Genomic DNA, 20,496 nt, shown 5'->3' on the forward strand with positions numbered 1-20,496 from the left:
GGGTTCTCCTTCCTCAACGATCCTCGAAGCTCTTGACTGCATCGTCAATGCTCAGGTTACCAGCTTCAATATCCTTAAACAGTTGTTCAAAATCATCCACCGGTGGGGCTGGCTCAGCAGCCGGTTTTATATCCAGCTTGGTCATGACAAATTGGGATAGTGCATGTACACTGGTGTACGAAAACAGATGGATTAGTTTCATTTTGCCTGGATAGACTTCTTCGAGCAGAGAGAATAACCGATTTAACAGAATAGAATCTCCGCCCAGATCAAAAAAGCTATCGTGGATATCCAGCTCTTCAAAACCAAGCACTTCGTTATACATGCCTGCAATCTGCCTTTCGATGCTGTTGTAATCCTCGCCGTCTTTTCCTTTGAGTTCAACATGTGCATTCGCCGATTTGTTTCGTTTAGCTGCAGCAGGAGCCACCTGACGCGACTCTTCCAACTTCTCGGCTTCTTTCAGTCTGTTCGTCATCTCTTCGGAGAATCGGAATGGAAATTTGGTCAACAGTGCTTTGGCAAACCGTGGGTGGTATGTAAATTCCCCGATCAACACACGCGGCACCTCTTTGTTCAATGCTGCAAAAAATCCGGCCGTTGCCTGTTCGGTCGGAAGGGCTTTTGTAATGGCGTCCACATTAAAACCATAATCCACAGACATGCCCGCTTCTTTCCACGAAGACCAGTTAATAGACAAGGTCTTCAGGCCGCTTTTGCTGCGCGAGTAAGACAAAGCATCCAGATATGCATTGGCCGCTGAATAATCTCCTTGTCCAACCTCACTTGACAGCGACAGACCGGAAGAGAAAAAGACCAGGAAATCAAGCTCATCCTGACGGGTCAGTTGGTCCAGTATCCAGGCTCCCTGCACTTTTGGATGAAGGACTTCGTCAAACGTTTCCTGCGTTTTGCGGATCAAATATCCAACCGCCGGTACACCTGCACCGTGGATCACTCCTGTGATGGACCCATGCTTTTCCCTGACATCGGCCAGTACATCCTGCATCGCTTCATAATCCGATACATCCGCTGCATAACAGGATACTTCTGAACCCTGTTGTTCAATCTCCAGGAAATTGCGGAGACGAGCAGCCGTCTTGGATTCAAGCTCAGGGTCATTAAGCAGTGTCTCCCATTCCGATCTTGCAGGCACTGGGGTACGCCCAATTAACACAAGTTTGACCTCTGCTTGGGAAGCGAAAAATTTTGCCATTTCCTGACCAATCCCGCCTGTACCTCCAGTAATGACATACACACCACCCTGTTGAATATGGACAGGAGAATCTGTCAGCTCATCGGCTTGAACCTCACCCAATTCCTCGATATAACGGACCCCACTACGATAGGCAGAGGTATAACTCTGATCTTGGGAACCCATTTCCTGAAACAGTTCATCTGCCCCTGCGCTTTCGTCCAGATCAATGCTTCGACAGGTAATATGCGGATATTCCAAGGCGAGCACTTTACCCAAACCGTATAACGAGGCCGCTTCAGGAGAAAGTCGACTCTCATCCGTTGTAACTTCGTAGACCTGTTCGGAGACCAGCATCATATTCAGTGCGTTGTCACTTCCGTGTTCAATGAGTGCACGAATCAGATAAAACAGGCTATATACGCCCTTTTGCTGACTATGTTCCAAGTCCTGAAGTGTATGAATTTCCGCAGAACTCGGCACCGCAAAGAGATGTACAATGTCACTTATGGATGTATTCCCCAGCGCTGCAAATAGCTCCGCAAAGTTGCTTTCCGAACCATTCACCGTGAACGAACCGTCAGGTTCATGCTTGAAAGATTCTCCGTAACGCACCTCAATTACTTGGCGCCCTGACTGCTTAAGGCGTTCAATCAATGCGCTTCCCCGTTTACCCTCATCCTTCAAAATCAGAACTGCACCTGTTCCCTGAATCGGTTCTGGCTCTGTTAGATCAGCTTTCCTCCAGTTCATCCGATAGAATCGGGCTGGCGTCGGTTCTTCCGAGACCGCACTGCTGCAATTTGCGGTAGCGGCAGTACGAGCGCCCTCGGGAACTTCAAACCAGCAGCGAGTCCGGGTAAATGGATAGGTTGGCAGACTTGTTTTGCGCAGTCCGTCTCCTGTGTATAGAAGCTCCCAGTTCAGTTCAGCACCTTGTACATAATGCAGTCCAATCTGGTCCAGTATGTCCTGTACAGCATGCTGACCCTTACCCATCTTCGCCAGTTCCGGATTCAGACTCATAGTCCGATGGCCCTTATGGCCATCTTCGCCACCTGTAGCTGGTGAATCTGGACGATTTTGATCGTTGCTAACCTTGTGATAACCGTAATATATCCCTGGACTTCGATGTCCACTGGGTCCACTACTTTTGCTTAAATTCTCATCGGCTCCGATCATTCGTCCAGCTTCATTTAATCGAAGCAAGAGCTCTTCCGCATCCTGCCCGGTGACCAGTAAACGGTAGGCGTAGTGCCCCCTCCCTGTGTTGGCGGTATAACACAGAGAAGGTACATTCTGAGTTTCAACTTGAGAGAGAACGTAAGTATATTCCGTAATCAGCGTCTGGAGCGCTGCCTGCGTTTTGGCCGATACGGTTAGAAGATGTTCTCCGCGTATTTCCAGCTCTTTAACCGTAGTGGTCGGCGCTTCTTCCAGCACAATGTGACAATTGGTCCCACTGATGCCAAATGCACTAACACCGCTACGTCGTGGCGTGGCCGCGTTATCCCACTCCCGCAACCGGGCATTCACATAGACCGGGGATGCCGCAAAATCGATGGCCCGATTCGGTCTGTGAAAATGTTTGGAGGCAGGAATCTGTTTATGTTTCAGTGACAAGGCCGATTTGATCAAACCCACGACACCAGCCGCCTCTGACAGGTGACCGATATTCGTTTTGACCGAGCCGATTCCGCAAAATTGACTTTTACCCGTGTGACGCCGGAATGCCTGCTCAATCCCTTGTACCTCAAGCGGATCGCCCAGCATGGTGCCACTGCCATGAGTCTCAATATAAGAGACCGTCTCGGGATCGATACCCGCATCCGCCCAGGCTTGAAGAATCGCTTCCGTCTGTGCCTCCGGGTTCGGGGCAGCGATACTGATGGATTTACCGTCCTGGTTTACGCCATACCCTTTGATAACAGCGTAGATCTGATCCCGGTCTTCCAACGCTTTATCCAATGGTTTGAGCATCACCACCCCTGCGCCTTCACCAATACCCGATCCGTCCGAATCGTCATCAAACGCTTTGGTTCTCCAATCGGTGGACTCAATCCCAATTTTGATATGATCACTCTTTAGCGGAACCAGATTAATCTTGATTCCCCCAACGAGCGCCTGATCGCATTGCCCTTCCTTGATCGCCTGACACGCCAGTGTAATGGCCACCAGAGAGGATGAACAAGACGTATCCACTACCAAGCTCGGCCCTTTTAAATCCAGTAAGAAGGATAACCGACCAGCCGCTACAGAAGCCAGATTACCCACAAGCGAGTACGCAAAGGATTCCGGTTCCGCATCGTAGATAAAACGTGAGTAAAGATCCCGAATATTGTTGGAAAGGCCTAGGTATACCCCCGTGCGGCTGCCAACCAGTTTCCCTCCCCCATACCCTGCGTCCTCGATCGCTTTCCATGCCGTTTCCAGAAACAGCCTGTGATTGGGGTCCGTCAGACTGGCTTCTTTGGGTGACATTTTAAAATAGGCATAATCAAATTTATCAATCTCATCCAGATAGGCATTTTCGTTGAATTGAATCTCGTCTGGCGACATACCTAGATATTGCAGATACGAATGAATGTCCGGCACTCTGGATGCCGGAAAGGAACGAATGCTGTCCGTACCACTGACGATATTGTCCCAGAATTCTTCGGGAGAATCAGCTTGCGGCAATTTCAAAGCCATGCCCACAATGGCAATATCTTTGGAAGTATTGGTTGACCCGGACGCAGTATAGGCGTCCTCCTCCGATTTGAGTTTTTTGAGCAGCTGCACGGCCACTGTTTTGTCCAAGCTTCCGTCTTGCAGATGTTCCATGACAAACTTGTATACACTCTCCACCACAGTTCCTCCTTTACAGGTTAATCAGGTTATTCAAAGCCTGCTGCAGCGTAACGTCGCCACTTTCCATCTGGTCGATTACACGCTTCAGATCCTGCTCCATGTCTTGTGGCTTCGAAGTAGCCTTCTCATCCATAAACCGAGCCAATCTGCTAATATTGGAGTTCGCAAACAAATCCGTGACTTTGGTCAAACCAGGAAACTGCTGATCAATCCGGGCCTGAACCTGTATAAGCACAATGGAATCAGCACCCATCTCGAAGAAACTGTCCCCTACATTAATCTCATGAAAACCAAGCATCGTTCGACAGATGGAAGCGAGTGCCTTTTCAGTTGGTGTATAGGATGCGTCTGATTTACCTGTCAAAACCACTTCTCCGTCACGTTCCTCTGATGAGGATACCCGGAGACGCTTGTTGGCCATTTGCTTCATCCGTTGGTCCAGTTGAACGCGAATAGCGGAAGAGAGATCAAACGGACTTTTGGCCAGTGCCGATATCAATTGACCCTCATAATGAATCTGACCAATAAGTACTCGGCGAACCGATGATTGCCGCATCACAAGAGATAATTGATTCATCGCTTGTTCCGTAGGCATGGCTTTGAACAACGTATCCACAGCAAACCCGTGCTCTGCTGACATACCCGTTTCCTTCCAGGTAGACCATTGCACAGTCAGCGTGCGCTTGCCCATCATTGATCTGAAGTCAGCATATGCATCTAGGTAGGCATTGGCAGCAATGTAATCCGCCTGTCCCGGGGCGCTGAATACCGAAGCGATCGATGAATATAGCACCATAAAATCGAGATGATCCTGTTCGGTAAGTTGATCCAATACCCAAGTACCATGTACTTTGGGAGAGAATACCTCGGTGAATCCCGCCTGTGAACGGCTTGTGATCATTTCCGAGCTTCCAACCCCTGCGCCATGGACAACCCCTTTAATTTTCCCGAACGTTGCCCGAAGCTGATCCAGAACTACACGCATGGCATCCAGATCCGACACATCTGCAGCATGGCAACTAACCTGATGTCCCCGGCTCTCCAGTTCACGAATAACTGTAATTTGATGAATCACCTTGAATCTCGATTGTTCTGCAACAATGGCATTCCATTCCTCACGTGCAGGCATCGGTGTACGGCTGATTAATGCTAGGTTCACTGGAGCGTCGGAAGCCAGATATCGCGCGGTTTCCAAGCCAATTCCACCGGTACCACCAGTAATGATGTACACACCATCGTTGTCAAAAATAAAGGCATCTTCAGCAGGTGCAGATTCATTCAATGCTCTGAACTCCTGAACATACCGTGTTCCATTACGATAGGCCACCTCATAATAGGAAGATGTTGTACCGATCTCTTGCAACAACTGCTCCAGAGAAGAGTTCTCATCCATATCTATACAACGGCAATGAACCTGTATGTTCTCCTTGCCTACCACTCTGCCCATTCCAAAGGCAGAAGCCAGATGAGGCTTTATCCGTTCCGTACCGGTAATGCAATTGACCTCACGGGACACCAGAACTAACTCCATGGGCTGGCTCAGAGAACTGGACAACAGCGCTCGAATAAACCGGAAGAACCCATATACACGTTCATCTAGAACAGACTCTAATGATTCCATGTCACTAGATACACTTGCTGCATGTTCATCACTACCCACACCGTTTAGATACACCACTCTGGAAAGTTGGTCTAGGCCCGCCTGTTGCAGCACACGCTGATAGACTTCCACCTGTTCCAGATTTCGACTGTCCGGGTCAGATTGCAGAACATCCGCCTGAAGTACGGTATATACCTGCATCCCCGACTGTTCGATACGTGCTGCTATCTCAGCTGCATAATCGGACCCATCCAGAAGTACCAGTGTAGTACCATGGCTCGCTTCGATCGGCTGATCGGAATCCTCTTTCGCTATCTCTTTCTGCTGCCATACAAGCTCGTAGGCTTGCGGTACCGATCTGGTGCTCGCTTGTGCATACACTGAAGACTGCTCGGGAAGATCCACCCAGCAGCGTGTATTATCGTATGGATACAATGGAAGACTGATTTTACGAATTTCCTCTTCCCTGTACATCAGGCTCCAATCCACGTCACTGCCTGTAGTGTACAGTCTGCATAATTCATGTAATAAACCCGGATCTGAAGACTCCATGTATCGGGATAGGCAATCTCTGCCCTCCTGCTTCAAGATGGACTTCTCCTGCCCCGTCAATTCGTGGTCTTTCCCTTTGATCTTCTCTGTGACTACTTTATGCACGCCATAATAGAGCTGATGCTCACCTGTGGATTCGAGACCTGATGTAGCGAGTAGCCGCAACTTCATGAGCAGATCGGATGTGTCCGTCACTCCAAAGGCAATCCGATATACATGATGCCAGCGCCCCGTATTCGCGGTATAACATATGTTTTTGAGCGAAAGTTCCTGCTGACGTTCCGAGATAAAACGGATATAGTTATCAACCAGCGCAAGTAATGACTTGCGGCTCTTGGCACTTAGCGTGAACACTTCCACATCTCTGGTAATCTTCCGTTCCTGGATCACAGGCGGCTCTTCCAGTACGAGATGGCAGTTGGTTCCGCTAAATCCAAAGGCACTGACTCCGCAGCGAAGCGGCTCGCCGTTCCCGTCCCATGGTCTCGATTTCGTGTTGACATACAACGGCGAATCCTGGAATGAAATGGATGAGTTAGGCTTATCAAAATGAAGCGTAGGTGGTAATACCCGATGCTTCAAGGCCATAGCCGCTTTAACCAGACTGCCTACACCAGCTGCTTCAAACAAATGGCCTATATTGGACTTGACCGAGCCTATAGCAACAAACTGATGCTTGTCTGTATATCGGCGCAGCGCTGTGGTAAGTCCATCCATTTCAATTGGATCGCCGAGCTTCGTCGCTGTACCATGCGTCTCCACGTAACCAATGGTCGAAGGATCAATACCGGCATCCTGCCATGCCTTCACAATGACATCCGTCTGTGCTTCAGGATTCGGAGCGGTAATGCCAATCGAAGCTCCATCCTGATTAATGGCACTTCCTTTGATCACCGCATAAATATTGTCTTTATCCGCAATCGCCTTGCTTAGTGACTTCAATACTACGGCGGCTCCACCTTCACCAAGCCCCGAACCATCTGCTTCTTGATCAAATGGCTTGGTTAATCCATCCGAAGATTCAATGCCGACTTTCAAATAATCATGATCCAACGGACTGAGGCTGATCCGTGCACCTGCGACAATCGCCATCTCGCAATCACCATTACGAATGGCCCGGCAGGCCAGATGGGTAGCGACAAGTGATGCAGAACATGCCGTGTCGATCACCATCGTAGGCCCCTTGAGATCCAGTGGATAGGCAATACGAGTCGGCATCATGGCTGTGATGTTCCCGACAATGGACATCGGATATTGATAGGGGTCCAGATCACAGATCATTTTGAGATAAGAATCGTTCAGGCTACTTGCAAAACCCATATAGACACCTGTATTTGTTCCTTCGATGCGCCCTCCGTAACCTGCATCCTCTACCGCATGCCATGACGTCTTCATGAATAACCGCTGAATCGGGTCCGTTAATCCGGCCTCCTTCGGAGACAAACGGAAATACTTATAATCAAACTGATCAATATCATCCAGAAATGCACCCTGAAGGTACTGCACTTCTTTGTCCGCACCCAGCTTGGCATTCATCCATTGATGATAGGCATCCATGTCTTTTTTGCGTCCCTCTGGAAAATCCGTTGTACAGTCCACACCGTTCAAGATGTTGTCCCAATACTGCTCTGCCGTATCAGCCATTGGCATTTCCGCAGCAATCCCAATAATGGCGATGGCCTCATCCTGTTCAACGATTGGTTTCTTTTGCTCCAGAGGAGCAGCCGCTTTTGCTTTTACAGCCGTGCCGTTACCCTGGTTCACATGCAGAGCCAGCTTATGGATAGACGTATGTGCAAATAAATGAGCAATCTTCACTTTACCCGGAAACTCCTCGTTCAGCCTCTCATGCATACGGATCAGCATAATGGAGTTGCCCCCGAGATCGAAGAAATTATCATAGATATTGATCTCCTGATAACCCAGAATCTCACTGTATATGCGTGCTACCTGCTGCTCGGTTTCCGAATAGAGTCCCCCTTCATTCCCTGAAAGATCTACGGGCCCCGTATGCTTCTCCTGTGGTACGGTCCGGTTGGAACGATTCGATGCTCCCTGGTCAGCGATTTCCTTGCTCCGCTTCACTCCAGCTTCCAACTTATCCGACAAACGGAACGGGAACTGCCCGAGTGCAGCGAGATGTTTGCTTCCATAATTCATCGCACCGATGAATACTCGGGAGAGTCGTCTGCTCATGGCTGCTTCCATCGCTGCAATGCCATCCGTTGTAGGAATAGTCTTGAACATGCCATCCACATTAATACCAAATTCCACGGACATTCCGGTCTCTTTCCACGATACCCAATCAATGGAGAGTGTTCTGCGTCCCTGCCCCGTCCTCCATGCCGCGAAGGAATCCAAATAACAATTGGCTGCCGTATAATCACCTTGTCCAATTTCACCGATCACAGATATACCGGAGGAGAACAATACCATAAAGTCCATGTCTTGATCTCGCGTCAGTTTCTCCAGAATCCAGGTTCCCTTCACCTTGGGTCCAAGAATGGTCTGGAATTCATCATCGCTTTTGCGATATATAAATCCGTCTCCGGGAATACCTGCTCCATGAATAACACCATGTATGTTTCCATAGCGGTGGGTGATATCCTGAATCACTTCCGTCATGCCTACAACATCGGCAAGATCCGCATTGTAATAATGAACGGTTGCGCCCAATGCTTCCAGTTCAAGGATGCCTTGCATCTTGGGACCGCGGGAATCTTGGCCTGCTTCCAATATGTCTTCCCATTCCTCCTTTGCCGGGAGAAGTGTCCGACCAACAATCGCCAGCTTCACTTGCTCCGAAGAAGCCAGAAACCGTGCTGCTTCCAGACCAATACCACTTGTACCGCCTGTCACGAGATATAAACCGCCTGGACGCACCTTGAAAGGTACGCTCTCATGTTCATTAAGATCCATCTCTGTAAAGGTCTCCGTATAACGCTGGCCTTCACGATACGAAACAGCATAAGCTTCACCGTTGATATGTCTTTCCTTGAGGATATCCTTCGCAGATATGGACTGATCCACATCTATAAACTTGCCCCGAATATGTCCATATTCCTGCTGAATCACTTTACCAAGTCCCATTAAGAGTGCATTATGAGGGGTAATCCTCTCTTCTCTTCCTGTGACTTGTCCAGCGTACTCAGCAATCAGGTTCAGATGAATTTCTTCAGCAAAGCCTTTGCTCATAAGCGCCTGAATCAGATAGACCGGTGAGTAGAAAGCTTCCTGTTGTCTGGCTTCAATAGTTGCCAAATCTTCAGGATATAATGAATTACCCATCATGGATAAATAGATGATTTCAGTAATTTCACCGTCTGTGAACATGTTTAACAGCTCAGTATAGGCCGCCGGAGCAGCTCCGCCGACTTCGTATTGATTCTCCGATATTTGCCGGAACTGGTTACCCGGTCTCACATGGACTACCCGCTTGCATTCGCCCTCCAGTTCTGCCGACAGTTCCTGTTCCAATTCGGTACCATTACCGATCATCATGACTGTGCCTGAAGAGGAAGGCACCGAGGTATGCAAAGTCGTATCCCCATCGTCCTCTATCCAGCGCACCGTATGAAAATAGTCCTTTAACGACACAGCAGTTGGGTCTTGAATATCAATCCAGCATCTGCTGGGCTCAAACGGATACGTAGGTAAACTCAACTTCCGTACCTGTCTTCTTTGATATAGCTGCCCCCAATCCATCGTTGCACCCTCGGCATAGAGTAAAGCCAGCTCCCGAAGTGCTGATTCATCCCATACAAGAGGACTGGAAGCAAGTTCTTTGATCCGTTCCTGTGCCTGAGACGATTGACGTCTGGTGCGCTCACGTTCTTCCGATCCCATACGCTCGGCTCCTGTAGGCTTAGGAGCGGGAGCACCGGTATAGACTCCCTCTTGTGCCTTCAATTGGGTCCACGGTTGTTCCAACAGGTGAATCAGTTGAGCCGTGTCTTCCACAAGCAGGGACAGACGATGTTCATAATGCCCACGACCTGTAGCTGCCGTATAACAGACATTCGCAACAGGAACTTCACGATTCTCCTTCAGGAAACGCTCATACCGTTGGAGCAATCGAATAAGCGCTTCTTCCGTCTGAGCCGAACACACAAACAGCTGCTTGCCTAAAGCCTGATCCTCTCCTGGGTCTTGAGCAGTAACGGCTGGAGCTTCCTCAAGCACGACATGACAGTTGGTTCCGCTGAATCCAAAAGCACTGACACCACATCTGCGCGGGACTCCTTCTTCCGCTTCCCAGGGTCGGAGTTGTGTATTCACATACACTGGCGTTTGCTCAAACCGGATGTTGCGGTTGGGTTTGGCAAAATGAAGAGACGGCGGCAGCTTCTGATGTTTCAAGGCCATCACTGCTTTGAGCAGCCCAGTTACGCCTGCACATTCATATAAATGACCGATATTGGATTTCACAGAGCCAATCGCGCAAAATTGTTTTTTGGCGGTAAACTGTTCAAAAGCATTGGTAATCCCTTTAATCTCAATCGGGTCTCCCAGCTCCGTCGCTGTACCATGGGCTTCAATATAACGGATGGTCTCAGGGTCAATCCCCGCTTCTTCCCATGCCTTCACGATCGCTTCGGATTGGGCACGCGGATTCGGTGCAGTCAACCCAATAGAGGTTCCATCCTGATTGGCAGCAGTTCCCTTAATGACGGCGTAGATATGATCCCCATCCTCAATGGCCCGACTTAACGGTTTTAGAAGAATGGCGGCCACACCTTCACCCACACCTGCCCCATCTGAGGCGTCATCAAATGTCCGCGTCTCCCCGTCGGAGGACTCAATGCCAAATTGCTCATATTTATTAAAAACAGGGAGCGTATTCACCTTCACCCCACCCGCTATGGCTGCATCACACTCACCACTTCGGATCGACTGACAGGCCATATGAACAGCAACAAGAGATGATGAACATGCAGTATCCACCACCATGCTGGGGCCTTTCAAATTCAGCAAATAGGATATTCTCCCCGCCAGTACCGCAGTCACATTGCCCGTTACCGAGATGGAGATGGATTCCGGTTCTACATCGGCGATAATATTGGCATAATTGTCTCGGGTGCTGCTGTAATACCCTACATACAATCCCGTATTGCTACCGGATAACTTTGCGCCTCCATAACCTGCATCTTCCACCGCTTCCCATGCCGTCTGGAGAAAAATTCTCTGGTCAGGACTCATCAGGGCTGCTTCTTTGGGTGTCAGCTTAAAGTAGCGATAATCAAATTTGTCCACTTCATCCAGGTAGGAACCTTTAATAAAGCTCAGCCCATCTTCATCCTGCTGTTTGAAACGTACATATTTCAGCACATCCTCTTGTCTCGCTTCAGGGAACTCCACAATGGAATTCACTTTGTTCTCGATATTGTTCCAGAACTCCTCCACATGATCAGCCATGGGCATATGCGCAGATATGCCGATAATGGCAATATCTTCACGAGTGTTCTTTTTCTGCTGTTTCAACAGCGTAATCATATCAATCGCCGTTTTTTTGTCGATTTTGCCACCAGATGTATTCTCAATAATGTATTTAAGCAACTGTTCCAATGTATCGTCCCCTTACATATCAGATATGTTTTAATCCTTTGAGCATATCCTCCATGCTGATCTTGCCATCTTCCAACTGATCAAAAAGAGAATGGACTTCCTCGTCCAGCGCAATTGCACCACCTACAGGCTCCTCTACCTGTTTCTTCTCCCGTTTGTGGCCTGTTTTATCAGCGAGATATCCACCCAATCGGTGCACAGACGGATGTTCGAACAGATCTGCAACAACGAGTACCCCCGGGTACTGACGGTCAAGTTGTGCATACATTTGTTTCACCAGAATCGAGTCAGCTCCAAGTTCGAAGAAACTGTCATGGATATCAATTTCATTAAAGCCCAGAATAGCTTGGCACACTTCGGCAACCTTTCTCTCCCATGGTGTGTATTCTCCGTCATCCGCACCATTCAGCACGGTATCCTGCCGGGCTACACTTTGCGGGGTCACTGGCGCTGGCGCCTTCGGTGATGAAGTTCTCTGTAGACGTGAATCAATCCAGCTCTCCACTTGAGGAGAAAGTCTAAACGGATAGTTGCGAATCATCTTCAACATGCCACGGTCTGTCGACATCTGTCCTATCAATACACGTTCAATCTGACGTCCTTCCACCTGATCCAGCCAAGTCAGAGCCTCTTTATTGGTCATTGCTTTGAAAAGGGTGTCTACTCCGTAGCCCGTTGCGGCAGCTGCGCCTGTTTCTTTCCAGGTTGACCAGTTGACCGTCATCGTTCCGTCCATCTCTTGGTTGCGATAGGCTGCGTAAGCATCCTGATACGCATTGGCAGCAACGTAATCGGCCTGTCCCGGTCCGCTAAATAACGTTGCAATGGATGAAAACATCACAAAAAAGTCTGGATTGTCCTCTCTGGTGAGTTGATCCACGACCTGGGTTCCTTGCACTTTAGGGCATAATACACGTTCAGCTTCTTCTATCGTTCTATCCTTAAGTGGATGATCTCCACCTACAGCGACCCCTGCTCCATGAATGACACCTGCAATGCGAACGTATTTCTGACGTAATTCACTCAAAATCATTCGCATGGAAGCTTCATCTGAAATGTCTGCTTGGTAAGGAAGAACTGTCGCACCAGCAGCTTCCATTTGTTGCACAGATCGGATTTTCTGAGCTAACACTTCGTTGGAATGTGTAGCAAGAATGCTATCCCACTCTTCTCGTGCGGGAAGCGAAGTTCTGTTCACCAGTGCGAGTGTAATTCCCGGGTATCGCTCCGCGAGTTGTAATCCAAGCTCCAGCCCAATGCCGCCCAGTCCGCCAGTAATGAGATACAATCCGTCATTGCGAATGTTGTAGTTCCATTTAGGATACGCACTCGGGTCCAGCGCTCCAAACTGCTGAATGTAACGCGTACCTGCACGATAAGCTACACCATAATCATCACTTTCATGATCCAGTTCAGCCACAATATCCTGGAGCGAAGTCTCCGCGTCCACTTGGATGGATCGGCATTGCAGGCGTGCATCTTCTTTTCGTCCAGCCAAACCCAGACCAAACATCAGGGCAGCCTGAGGAAATACATTTTCTTCTCTTCCGGTGATGGAATGGATTGGATTCGTCAACAACACCAGGTCAACAGGCTCCAGTGATTGGGCACCTATCATCTCCTGAAGGAGATAGAAGAATGGATGAAAGGACTGATCCTGTTGAATATAGATAATCCGGGTGATCGTCAATTTTTCCAAATGAGCCCACAATTGTTCCATGCTCTCACGATGGTCTGAAATGACATACTTCTCGGAAGATACTTGAAGGAACGAAGGTCCATCAAACACTTCAATAACCTGATGCCCCTGCTGCTGTAGTGTCTTACGAAGAGATAGATCTTCTCTTTTTTCCTCTCTTTTTTCGTCCATAAAAATAACGATATGACCTTCCGATAACTTCCGATCGAAATTACGTTCCGGTTCAGGAACCCAACCCAACTCATAATGGTGAATGTTCTCCATAGCGCTGGCATCCGTCTTGGTTTGGGACGGAGGAGCAGATAGCTCAATCCAGCAGCGATGAGCTTCAAATGGATACGTCGGGATGCTGATTCGGCGAACATCCTCACCTGAATACAGGCTTGGCCAGCTTACCTCCCCACCCCCAAGATAGGTTTCACAATGAGCGGTTAAATGCAGCTGACTGGACTCCGGGATTGACTGCTCTCGAATGGATTCCAATCCGCCTTCTTCAAGTTCGGTCAGTTGGGCGAGCAAATCCTCTTTGCTGGAAGCAATCCGTACCAGACGGTGTTCATAATGGGTTCGGGAGGTGCCTGCCGTGTAACATATATCAGCTAACGTGTGATCGGTTGTTTTCAGATATTTCGTATATTTGGATATATATTGTTGCAGGGCTTGAAGCGTCTTGGCTGAAAGAGGGAAGAGGTACTCCCGCGTCTCAGTCTCGCTGTTGGTTTCCATTGCACCCGCCTGCTCCAGAATGAGATGGCAATTGGTTCCGCTGAATCCAAATGCACTGACACCCATTCGTACAGGTTCACCCTCAGCAGGCCAGATTCGGTTACGTGTATTTACATACACAGGTGTTCTACTAAAATCAATATTGCGATTCGGACGATCGAAATGCTGCACCGCAGGTAAAATTCCTTTTTTTAAGGACAATACGGATTTAACAAGTCCTGTAATCCCAGCACTTTCATACAAATGTCCGATATTGGACTTCACCGAACCGATCGCACAAAATTGCCTCTTATCGGTGTATTGCTCAAATGCTCCCTTAATGCCATCGATTTCAATCGGATCTCCCAAGACAGTCCCGGTTCCATGGGTTTCAATATAAGCGATACTTTCCGGATCGACCCCCGCAGCTTTCCACGCCTTCACAATGACCTCACTCTGGGCTCTGGCATTCGGCGCCGTAATCCCCATGGAGTTCCCGTCCTGGTTAATGGCACTGCCCTTAATGACTGCATACACCTGGTCCTTGTCCCTGATAGCATCCTGAAGTGGTTTCAGCATAATGACTGCCGCACCTTCACCTATTCCGGAACCATCTGAGCTATCATCAAAGGGGCGTGTCATGCCATTCGATGATTCAATGCCCATTCGGTAGTAATCCTTGTCCAGAGGAAGAACGTTGAGTTTTACGCCTCCTGCCAGCGCCATGTCACACTCACCCAAACGAATGGCATTACAAGCATGATGCACTGCAACCAGAGATGAAGAACAGGCAGTGTCCACCACCATACTCGGCCCTCTCAGATCAAGAAGGTATGATAAACGGCTGGGTAAAATGCAGGATAGATTGCCTGTGACCGAGATCGGCAGAGACTGTGGCTCCACATCATGAATCATCTCTTTATACCGATAACCTTCCAGATCGGATACCAGTCCAACGTATACTCCTGTATTGCTTCCCGCCAGCTTCTCACTGGTATATCCTCCATCTTCAAAAGCGGCCCAAGCTGTCTCCATAAAGATACGTTGAGCCGGATTCATTAAACTGGCTTCCTTTGGGGTAAATCTAAAAAAGGGATAATCAAAGGTATCGATATGTTCCAGATAAGAGCCATCCAAATATTTGGTGTCTTCACCAGGGTTCATTTTACGAGAGATGTAATTATCGGCATCCTGGCGTCGCTGCTCCGGCAGATCCCTCGTACAATCCAGACCATGCAACAAGTTATTCCAGAATTGCTCCGCATCATCTGCCAAGGGCATACGAACACTGAGCCCAACGATCGCGATATCACCCGGACGGATAGTAGCTGGAGTTGCCACTGGAGGTAGCTGACTAGACGACTCCGTCTGAGCTGTGTCACGAATACCCAGTTCACTGAAATCCATCAGTTTGTTTTTCATTGTTTTATCCCCTTTCAGCCGCTGAGCGGAGACTTTCAATCACTTTGGCAAGCATTTGATCATAGGTTCTGAAAAAAAGGTTCCATTGAACCGTATTCATTCCGGGTTTACAATACAGCGTTACCACCATATTTCGTTTTTCATTCTGAATTTCACAGATGACATCAAACAGTTCCTCCAGCGCCCCCCTGCCTCCACTGACATAATCTGCCTCGTAAAATAGCGGACGGATGGCGTCATGCTGTGATCTCATCCCTGCTCTAACCAGATCCTGGATATGATGACCAGGCTGTTCGTCTGCTGTATGTAAAGCTTGTTTAGCTAGGGCAAACAACTCATTGAAATCCTGCACCTCTTGCACATCCAGCGGAATGGAACTGATATGATTCATCCGATAAATCAGTGTATAGACCGTGAGTTGCGGCTGATTGCCAATCTCCGTCAACAGATATGCAAACAAAGACCATAACCATTCTACAGGCGTGCAGCCTGCCGTTTTGGACAAGTTCCTGATTTCATTAAAGCGATCCTTCTCGATCCGGAATTCATACCGATGGTCTTGAAGGGCCTGTCCACCATTCTGCATGTAATCCAATGGAACAGGGTATGCTTCCAGTTCCATGCCTTCCTGGTCTGCGATGAATTTAGCAAGTCTGGAGATCGTAGGATAGGCAAACATATTGGTTAACGTAATTTGGGCTGGATATAATTTTTCAAGTTGATTATAGACCTGGGCAAGAAGCAGAGAATCACTCCCTAAGTCAAAAAAATTAATCGTGGTTGTGACTCCCGCATCAGCTCCCAGCACAACATGAAATACGTCCAGAATAGTTGTCTCTAGCTGTTCAATTGAAGTAATCTGCCGTTGATTCATTGGACACCTCACCTCCGTATAGGATCTACTCCATATAACTTGTTAATGTCTGATTGATCATGCTAGTCACCCGATGCATACTGCCTTCAAATAAATAAAAATGCCCCCCTTTGTATATCCGGGCGGCACTTCCTTGTTCCGTATAACCTCTCCAACGTTCTGCACAATCCAGAATGTAACCTTCATCCTCTGCTCCGTTCAGTATCGTGATATCACATTGCAGCTTATAAGGCTTCTCTTCGTAGGTATACGTCTCATTCATCTCCAGATCCTTACGTAATATGGGGATAAACATATCCATCAGTTGCTGGTTTTCAAAGAACTCATCCGGGGTACCGCCCATTTCCTTAATGCGGTCGATGAACTGTCCTTCGGGCAAATGGTAATAGACCTGTTCTTTTTTATAATCCGGCGTCTCTCGCCCCGAGAAAAACATGTGTATGGGTTTCCTGAACTGCTCTTCATGCATTTTGTTATACAGTTCATAGATAATCAGACTTCCGAGGCTATGTCCAAATAGGGCATATGGCTCCTCATCTGGTAAATCGCTAGATATATAATCAAATACATCATCTACACTTTGCTGAATACTCTCATAGAGCGGCTTGGAGAATTTCAATCCACGTCCTGCAAGTTCAACCGGGTTCAGCACAATGGATTCGGATAACCCCTTTTTCCATTTGTTATATATTGATGCTGAACCACCTGCATAAGGGACACAATATAATCGCATCTTGGTCATAATCTCCTCTCCACTTACACGACTTCTCCCCATCTAATCGCTGTAGCGCAATAATACGTTCCAGCCCCGGCCCCAACCAACACAACACGATTACCTGCTTTCAGTGCCCCTTGCTTCACAGCCTCGGTCACCGCAATTGGCAAACAGGCGTTAGAGGTATACCCGTATTTTTCCATCGTCATATAGGCTTTTTCTTGTGGGATGCCCAAGGCAACGGCGAGTTCTCGAATCAGATTACTGTTCGTTTGCGGGAAAATAAACAGATCTACTTCCCCCATATTCCATTTTACTTTGCGTAAAAGACGGTTCACGAGCCGTGGAATACCTCGGACCAATTGTTCATATAAATATCGGCCATTGGACGTATAGACGGAAACAGATCCGTCAGGAATTTGTCCATAATGAACAGGCAATGTTCCATAACTAATATCTTCCATATTCTCGTGATGCATGATTCCGTTCAAAAAAACGCTGTGATAAGAGTCATTTTCATCTAATTCCTGTAAGACAAATGCCCCTGCGCCGTCTCCCACACTGGAACATGCTGCCCGATCCTGCCAATCCGTTACTTTCGAATAGGTATCCGCGCCGATGACTAGAATATTGCTTATATCTTCTTCAGCCTGGAACGTATAATACGCATTCAATAATCCATAGCTGAACCCGGCACAGCCCGCGCGAAGATCCAGACAAATGGCTTGGTCTGCTCCAAGCTTTTCCTTCACAAGAGCGGACGGATGTGGTATTAAACGATCCGGTGTGAAGGTCGCCATAATGATCATATCAATATCCTCGGCATCCATCGCAGCCTGCTCTATAGCTTGTCTCGCAGCTTCCAATGCCAAATCACTGGTATACTCATGCTTATGGGAGATTCTTCGTTCGCGGATTCCAAGGTTATGGTAGATCCAGTCCGCATTGGCGTTAATGTCCATGGCCTCCAGCCCCTGATTCGTCAACACGGATTCCGGCACATACATGCCGATACCGCGAATGGTCATTTGTCTCATGCATCACGTCTTCCTTTCCTGAATCCAAGGTGAGCAGCCCTCTCTGAAAACAATAAATTTCCTGAAGACAAAAAAAAGAACAGTTCAGCCGCTTGTTTGCGCTTTACTGTCACAGAAATACCTTATTCAACAACATGTAGTGATGACTGCTCAACGTACATGGCTTCGCCCTGTTGATACACAATGTGTATTTCAGTGTTTATGCATATGACTCCTTTGGTTGCAAAATGTGCCTAAGCTTCATTCTGCTCCTCCGGTTTTGGTTGTCGTATGTGACCATAACATGTCTGAGTACTCATTTTTCTTGTGTTGCATATAAAATTTCAACACCCAAATCAACTAATTTGGGTTCATCGTAGCCTGTTAGATGAAGCCACACCTTTGCTCTGCGTGTATGCTTGTCAATCTTCTTAATGATGCCTTCGTTTCCCATCAATGGGCCATCCAGCACCACAACTTTGGTATTTTCCATATATACGGTTGAATAATCGATAATATCTTCCGGATTGATGAGGTTAAGCAATGTGGTCATTTCATGATCCGGGATTGGCGTGCAGCTTGCATTAGTTCCCAGCATTTTAATGATATGAGGAATAGAACAGATTAAGTGGTATGTTTCGGCGGACATGTTGACTTGAATTAATACATAACCAGGAAAGAGTTTTTTGGTACAGGCTTCAAAAATACCTGATTTCTTCTCCGGAACTTTTCTCTTGGGGATTAAAACTCGGATGGAGGTTCCTAGATACATATGTAGGTATTTCCTAATGACTTCTTCGCTTCCTGTATGTACAAACAATGCGTACCAGTTCATGGCATCATCCTCTGATTAACAAATTAGCCAAGCGGAAATATACATAAAATAAGAGAGAATTAAATCCCTAAGTTTCAATTTGTGTAATAAAATGTAATTGTTTTATTGTGAATATCTTAACCCATGACTTTTGGAACGTCAATGCTATTAATTCAATTTTATGTAAAATAATCTTACAATTCACATAAAGCACTCACATTTTGTCTGATATCGAATTTCGGAACAATACTCGTTTCCATGGTAACCAAAAAATCACTTACAGCACCGAACCTCTGTAAGTGATCTTTATCCATCCTTATCCTATTCAAACAGGTCCAAACGAAGACGTTTCAGACTTGTATGTTTGATGTACCACTGGCCGTCGATTTTGACAAAAGTTTCGTGGTAATGCCCAAATCCGTGGAAGGATTTGTTCTCATTGCCCTCCGGGAAAGTGACCCAATCTTCCATTGGGGAGATGACCTTTGCTTCGTTCTCGGATACAAATTCAACTTCGGCGCTATGAACATGATGCACGGTTACGGCAACATCCACCAGATCACGGAAGACTTGTACGATCGTATCTCGGCCTGTTAATACCGGAATTGGATTGCCTTCTGTGCTGAAATCGGCCACAGCATCCGGAGCGAATACGTCACCCAAGGTATCCCACTGCTTCGTATCAATATAGCGGCAATAACGCGCCTTGGTATTCCGAATGTTTTCAAGCGCGAGCAATTGTTCCAGTCCTGTGATCGTTGATTGGCTCATGTGTTGTCCCTCCAGAGATGTAAAATGTGATGTAAGATTTGGATCATGTATGTATGCATACTATACCTTCCTTATTGTACCATTCGGCTTCTAATAGGTACAACGATACAAAAAAATCTTTCCTTACCTCTCGCGAGGTTGGGAAAGACCTGGATATACCTATGTGCCAGACGAGTTAACCGCGTCCATCGAAACTTCACTTCTAGTGCAACTTACAGGGAATGTGCACCCTTCATCTGGGAAGCCAGTTCTGACATTTTTTTATTGTTCAAAAAACTTTCCATCTCTTCTTCCGCCTGCACCATCACCTGCTGGATCAAACAGCCTGCGTTATGATTCTGGGAACATTCGAACAGGGACGCCTGACCTTCAATCGCATGAATGATCTCCAGGAAAGAAGGATCAGGATTTTTACGACTAAGCCGGTAGCCACCATTGGCGCCAGAAGTCGATTCGATCATGCCCGCCTTAACCAATTTGGTCAAAATTTTGGACAGATAGGTTGGTGATACCTTCTGCAATTCTGCAAGTTGGTGTACACTAACCAGCTGCTCAGGAGCAGTACTTACAAGATGAAGCATCGTATGCAAAGCATAGTTTGTCGCTTTTGAATATTTCATGAGGGCACCTCATTATACACGGATTTAATTTATCCATAATAGACTTGATTGAGCTCTGTGTCAAACCACTATGCCTCAAGCGCTGGCAACATCGAAAG

9 protein-coding genes are annotated in these 20,496 nt (G+C 47.5%); all 9 read right to left on the reverse strand.

Features of this window, described 5'->3' with window-relative positions:
• Window positions 1-13: 13 nt before the first annotated feature.
• Window positions 14-4,042, reverse strand: coding sequence for an SDR family NAD(P)-dependent oxidoreductase (locus NST33_RS27050; protein ID WP_339305730.1), 4,029 nt, complete (start codon window positions 4,040-4,042; stop codon window positions 14-16).
• 13 nt (window positions 4,043-4,055) lie between these two features.
• A complete protein-coding gene (locus NST33_RS27055; protein WP_339305732.1) occupies window positions 4,056-11,762 on the reverse strand; it encodes an SDR family NAD(P)-dependent oxidoreductase in 7,707 nt (2,568 codons plus the stop codon).
• A gap of 19 nt (window positions 11,763-11,781) precedes the next feature.
• Window positions 11,782-15,588: an SDR family NAD(P)-dependent oxidoreductase gene (locus NST33_RS27060; RefSeq protein ID WP_221820641.1), complete on the reverse strand. Its 3,807-nt coding sequence runs from the start codon at window positions 15,586-15,588 to the stop codon at window positions 11,782-11,784.
• 4 nt (window positions 15,589-15,592) lie between these two features.
• Complete coding sequence (locus tag NST33_RS27065) at window positions 15,593-16,462, reverse strand: phosphopantetheine-binding protein (protein ID WP_339179603.1); 870 nt, start codon at window positions 16,460-16,462, stop codon at window positions 15,593-15,595.
• A gap of 25 nt (window positions 16,463-16,487) precedes the next feature.
• Window positions 16,488-17,204: a thioesterase gene (locus tag NST33_RS27070; protein WP_179088547.1), complete on the reverse strand. Its 717-nt coding sequence runs from the start codon at window positions 17,202-17,204 to the stop codon at window positions 16,488-16,490.
• 14 nt (window positions 17,205-17,218) lie between these two features.
• A complete protein-coding gene (locus NST33_RS27075; RefSeq protein WP_221820636.1) occupies window positions 17,219-18,214 on the reverse strand; it encodes a ketoacyl-ACP synthase III in 996 nt (331 codons plus the stop codon).
• Window positions 18,215-18,509: 295 nt separating this feature from the next.
• Window positions 18,510-19,028 (reverse strand): antiterminator LoaP, encoded by a 519-nt coding sequence (gene loaP / locus NST33_RS27080; RefSeq protein WP_221820635.1) that lies wholly within the window; start codon window positions 19,026-19,028, stop codon window positions 18,510-18,512.
• Window positions 19,029-19,328: 300 nt separating this feature from the next.
• Entirely contained in the window at window positions 19,329-19,778 is a 450-nt protein-coding gene (locus NST33_RS27085) for a nuclear transport factor 2 family protein (RefSeq protein WP_074096526.1), read from the reverse strand.
• A 212-nt stretch (window positions 19,779-19,990) separates the two neighbouring features.
• Window positions 19,991-20,398, reverse strand: coding sequence for an Rrf2 family transcriptional regulator (locus NST33_RS27090; protein WP_017692155.1), 408 nt, complete (start codon window positions 20,396-20,398; stop codon window positions 19,991-19,993).
• Window positions 20,399-20,496 lie beyond the last annotated feature (98 nt).

Source organism: Paenibacillus sp. FSL L8-0435 (genome assembly GCF_037965655.1).
GTDB lineage: Bacteria > Bacillota > Bacilli > Paenibacillales > Paenibacillaceae > Paenibacillus.

Excerpts from the sequence above, each read along its gene's own strand:
- NST33_RS27060 (WP_221820641.1), bottom strand. The coding sequence starts at position 15,588 with ATGAAAAACAAACTGATGGATTTCAGTGAACTGGGTATTCGTGACACA.
- NST33_RS27065 (WP_339179603.1), bottom strand. The coding sequence starts at position 16,462 with ATGAATCAACGGCAGATTACTTCAATTGAACAGCTAGAGACAACTATT.
- NST33_RS27070 (WP_179088547.1), bottom strand. The coding sequence starts at position 17,204 with ATGACCAAGATGCGATTATATTGTGTCCCTTATGCAGGTGGTTCAGCA.
- NST33_RS27075 (WP_221820636.1), bottom strand. The coding sequence starts at position 18,214 with ATGAGACAAATGACCATTCGCGGTATCGGCATGTATGTGCCGGAATCC.
- loaP (WP_221820635.1), bottom strand. The coding sequence starts at position 19,028 with ATGAACTGGTACGCATTGTTTGTACATACAGGAAGCGAAGAAGTCATT.
- NST33_RS27085 (WP_074096526.1), bottom strand. The coding sequence starts at position 19,778 with ATGAGCCAATCAACGATCACAGGACTGGAACAATTGCTCGCGCTTGAA.
- NST33_RS27090 (WP_017692155.1), bottom strand. The coding sequence starts at position 20,398 with ATGAAATATTCAAAAGCGACAAACTATGCTTTGCATACGATGCTTCAT.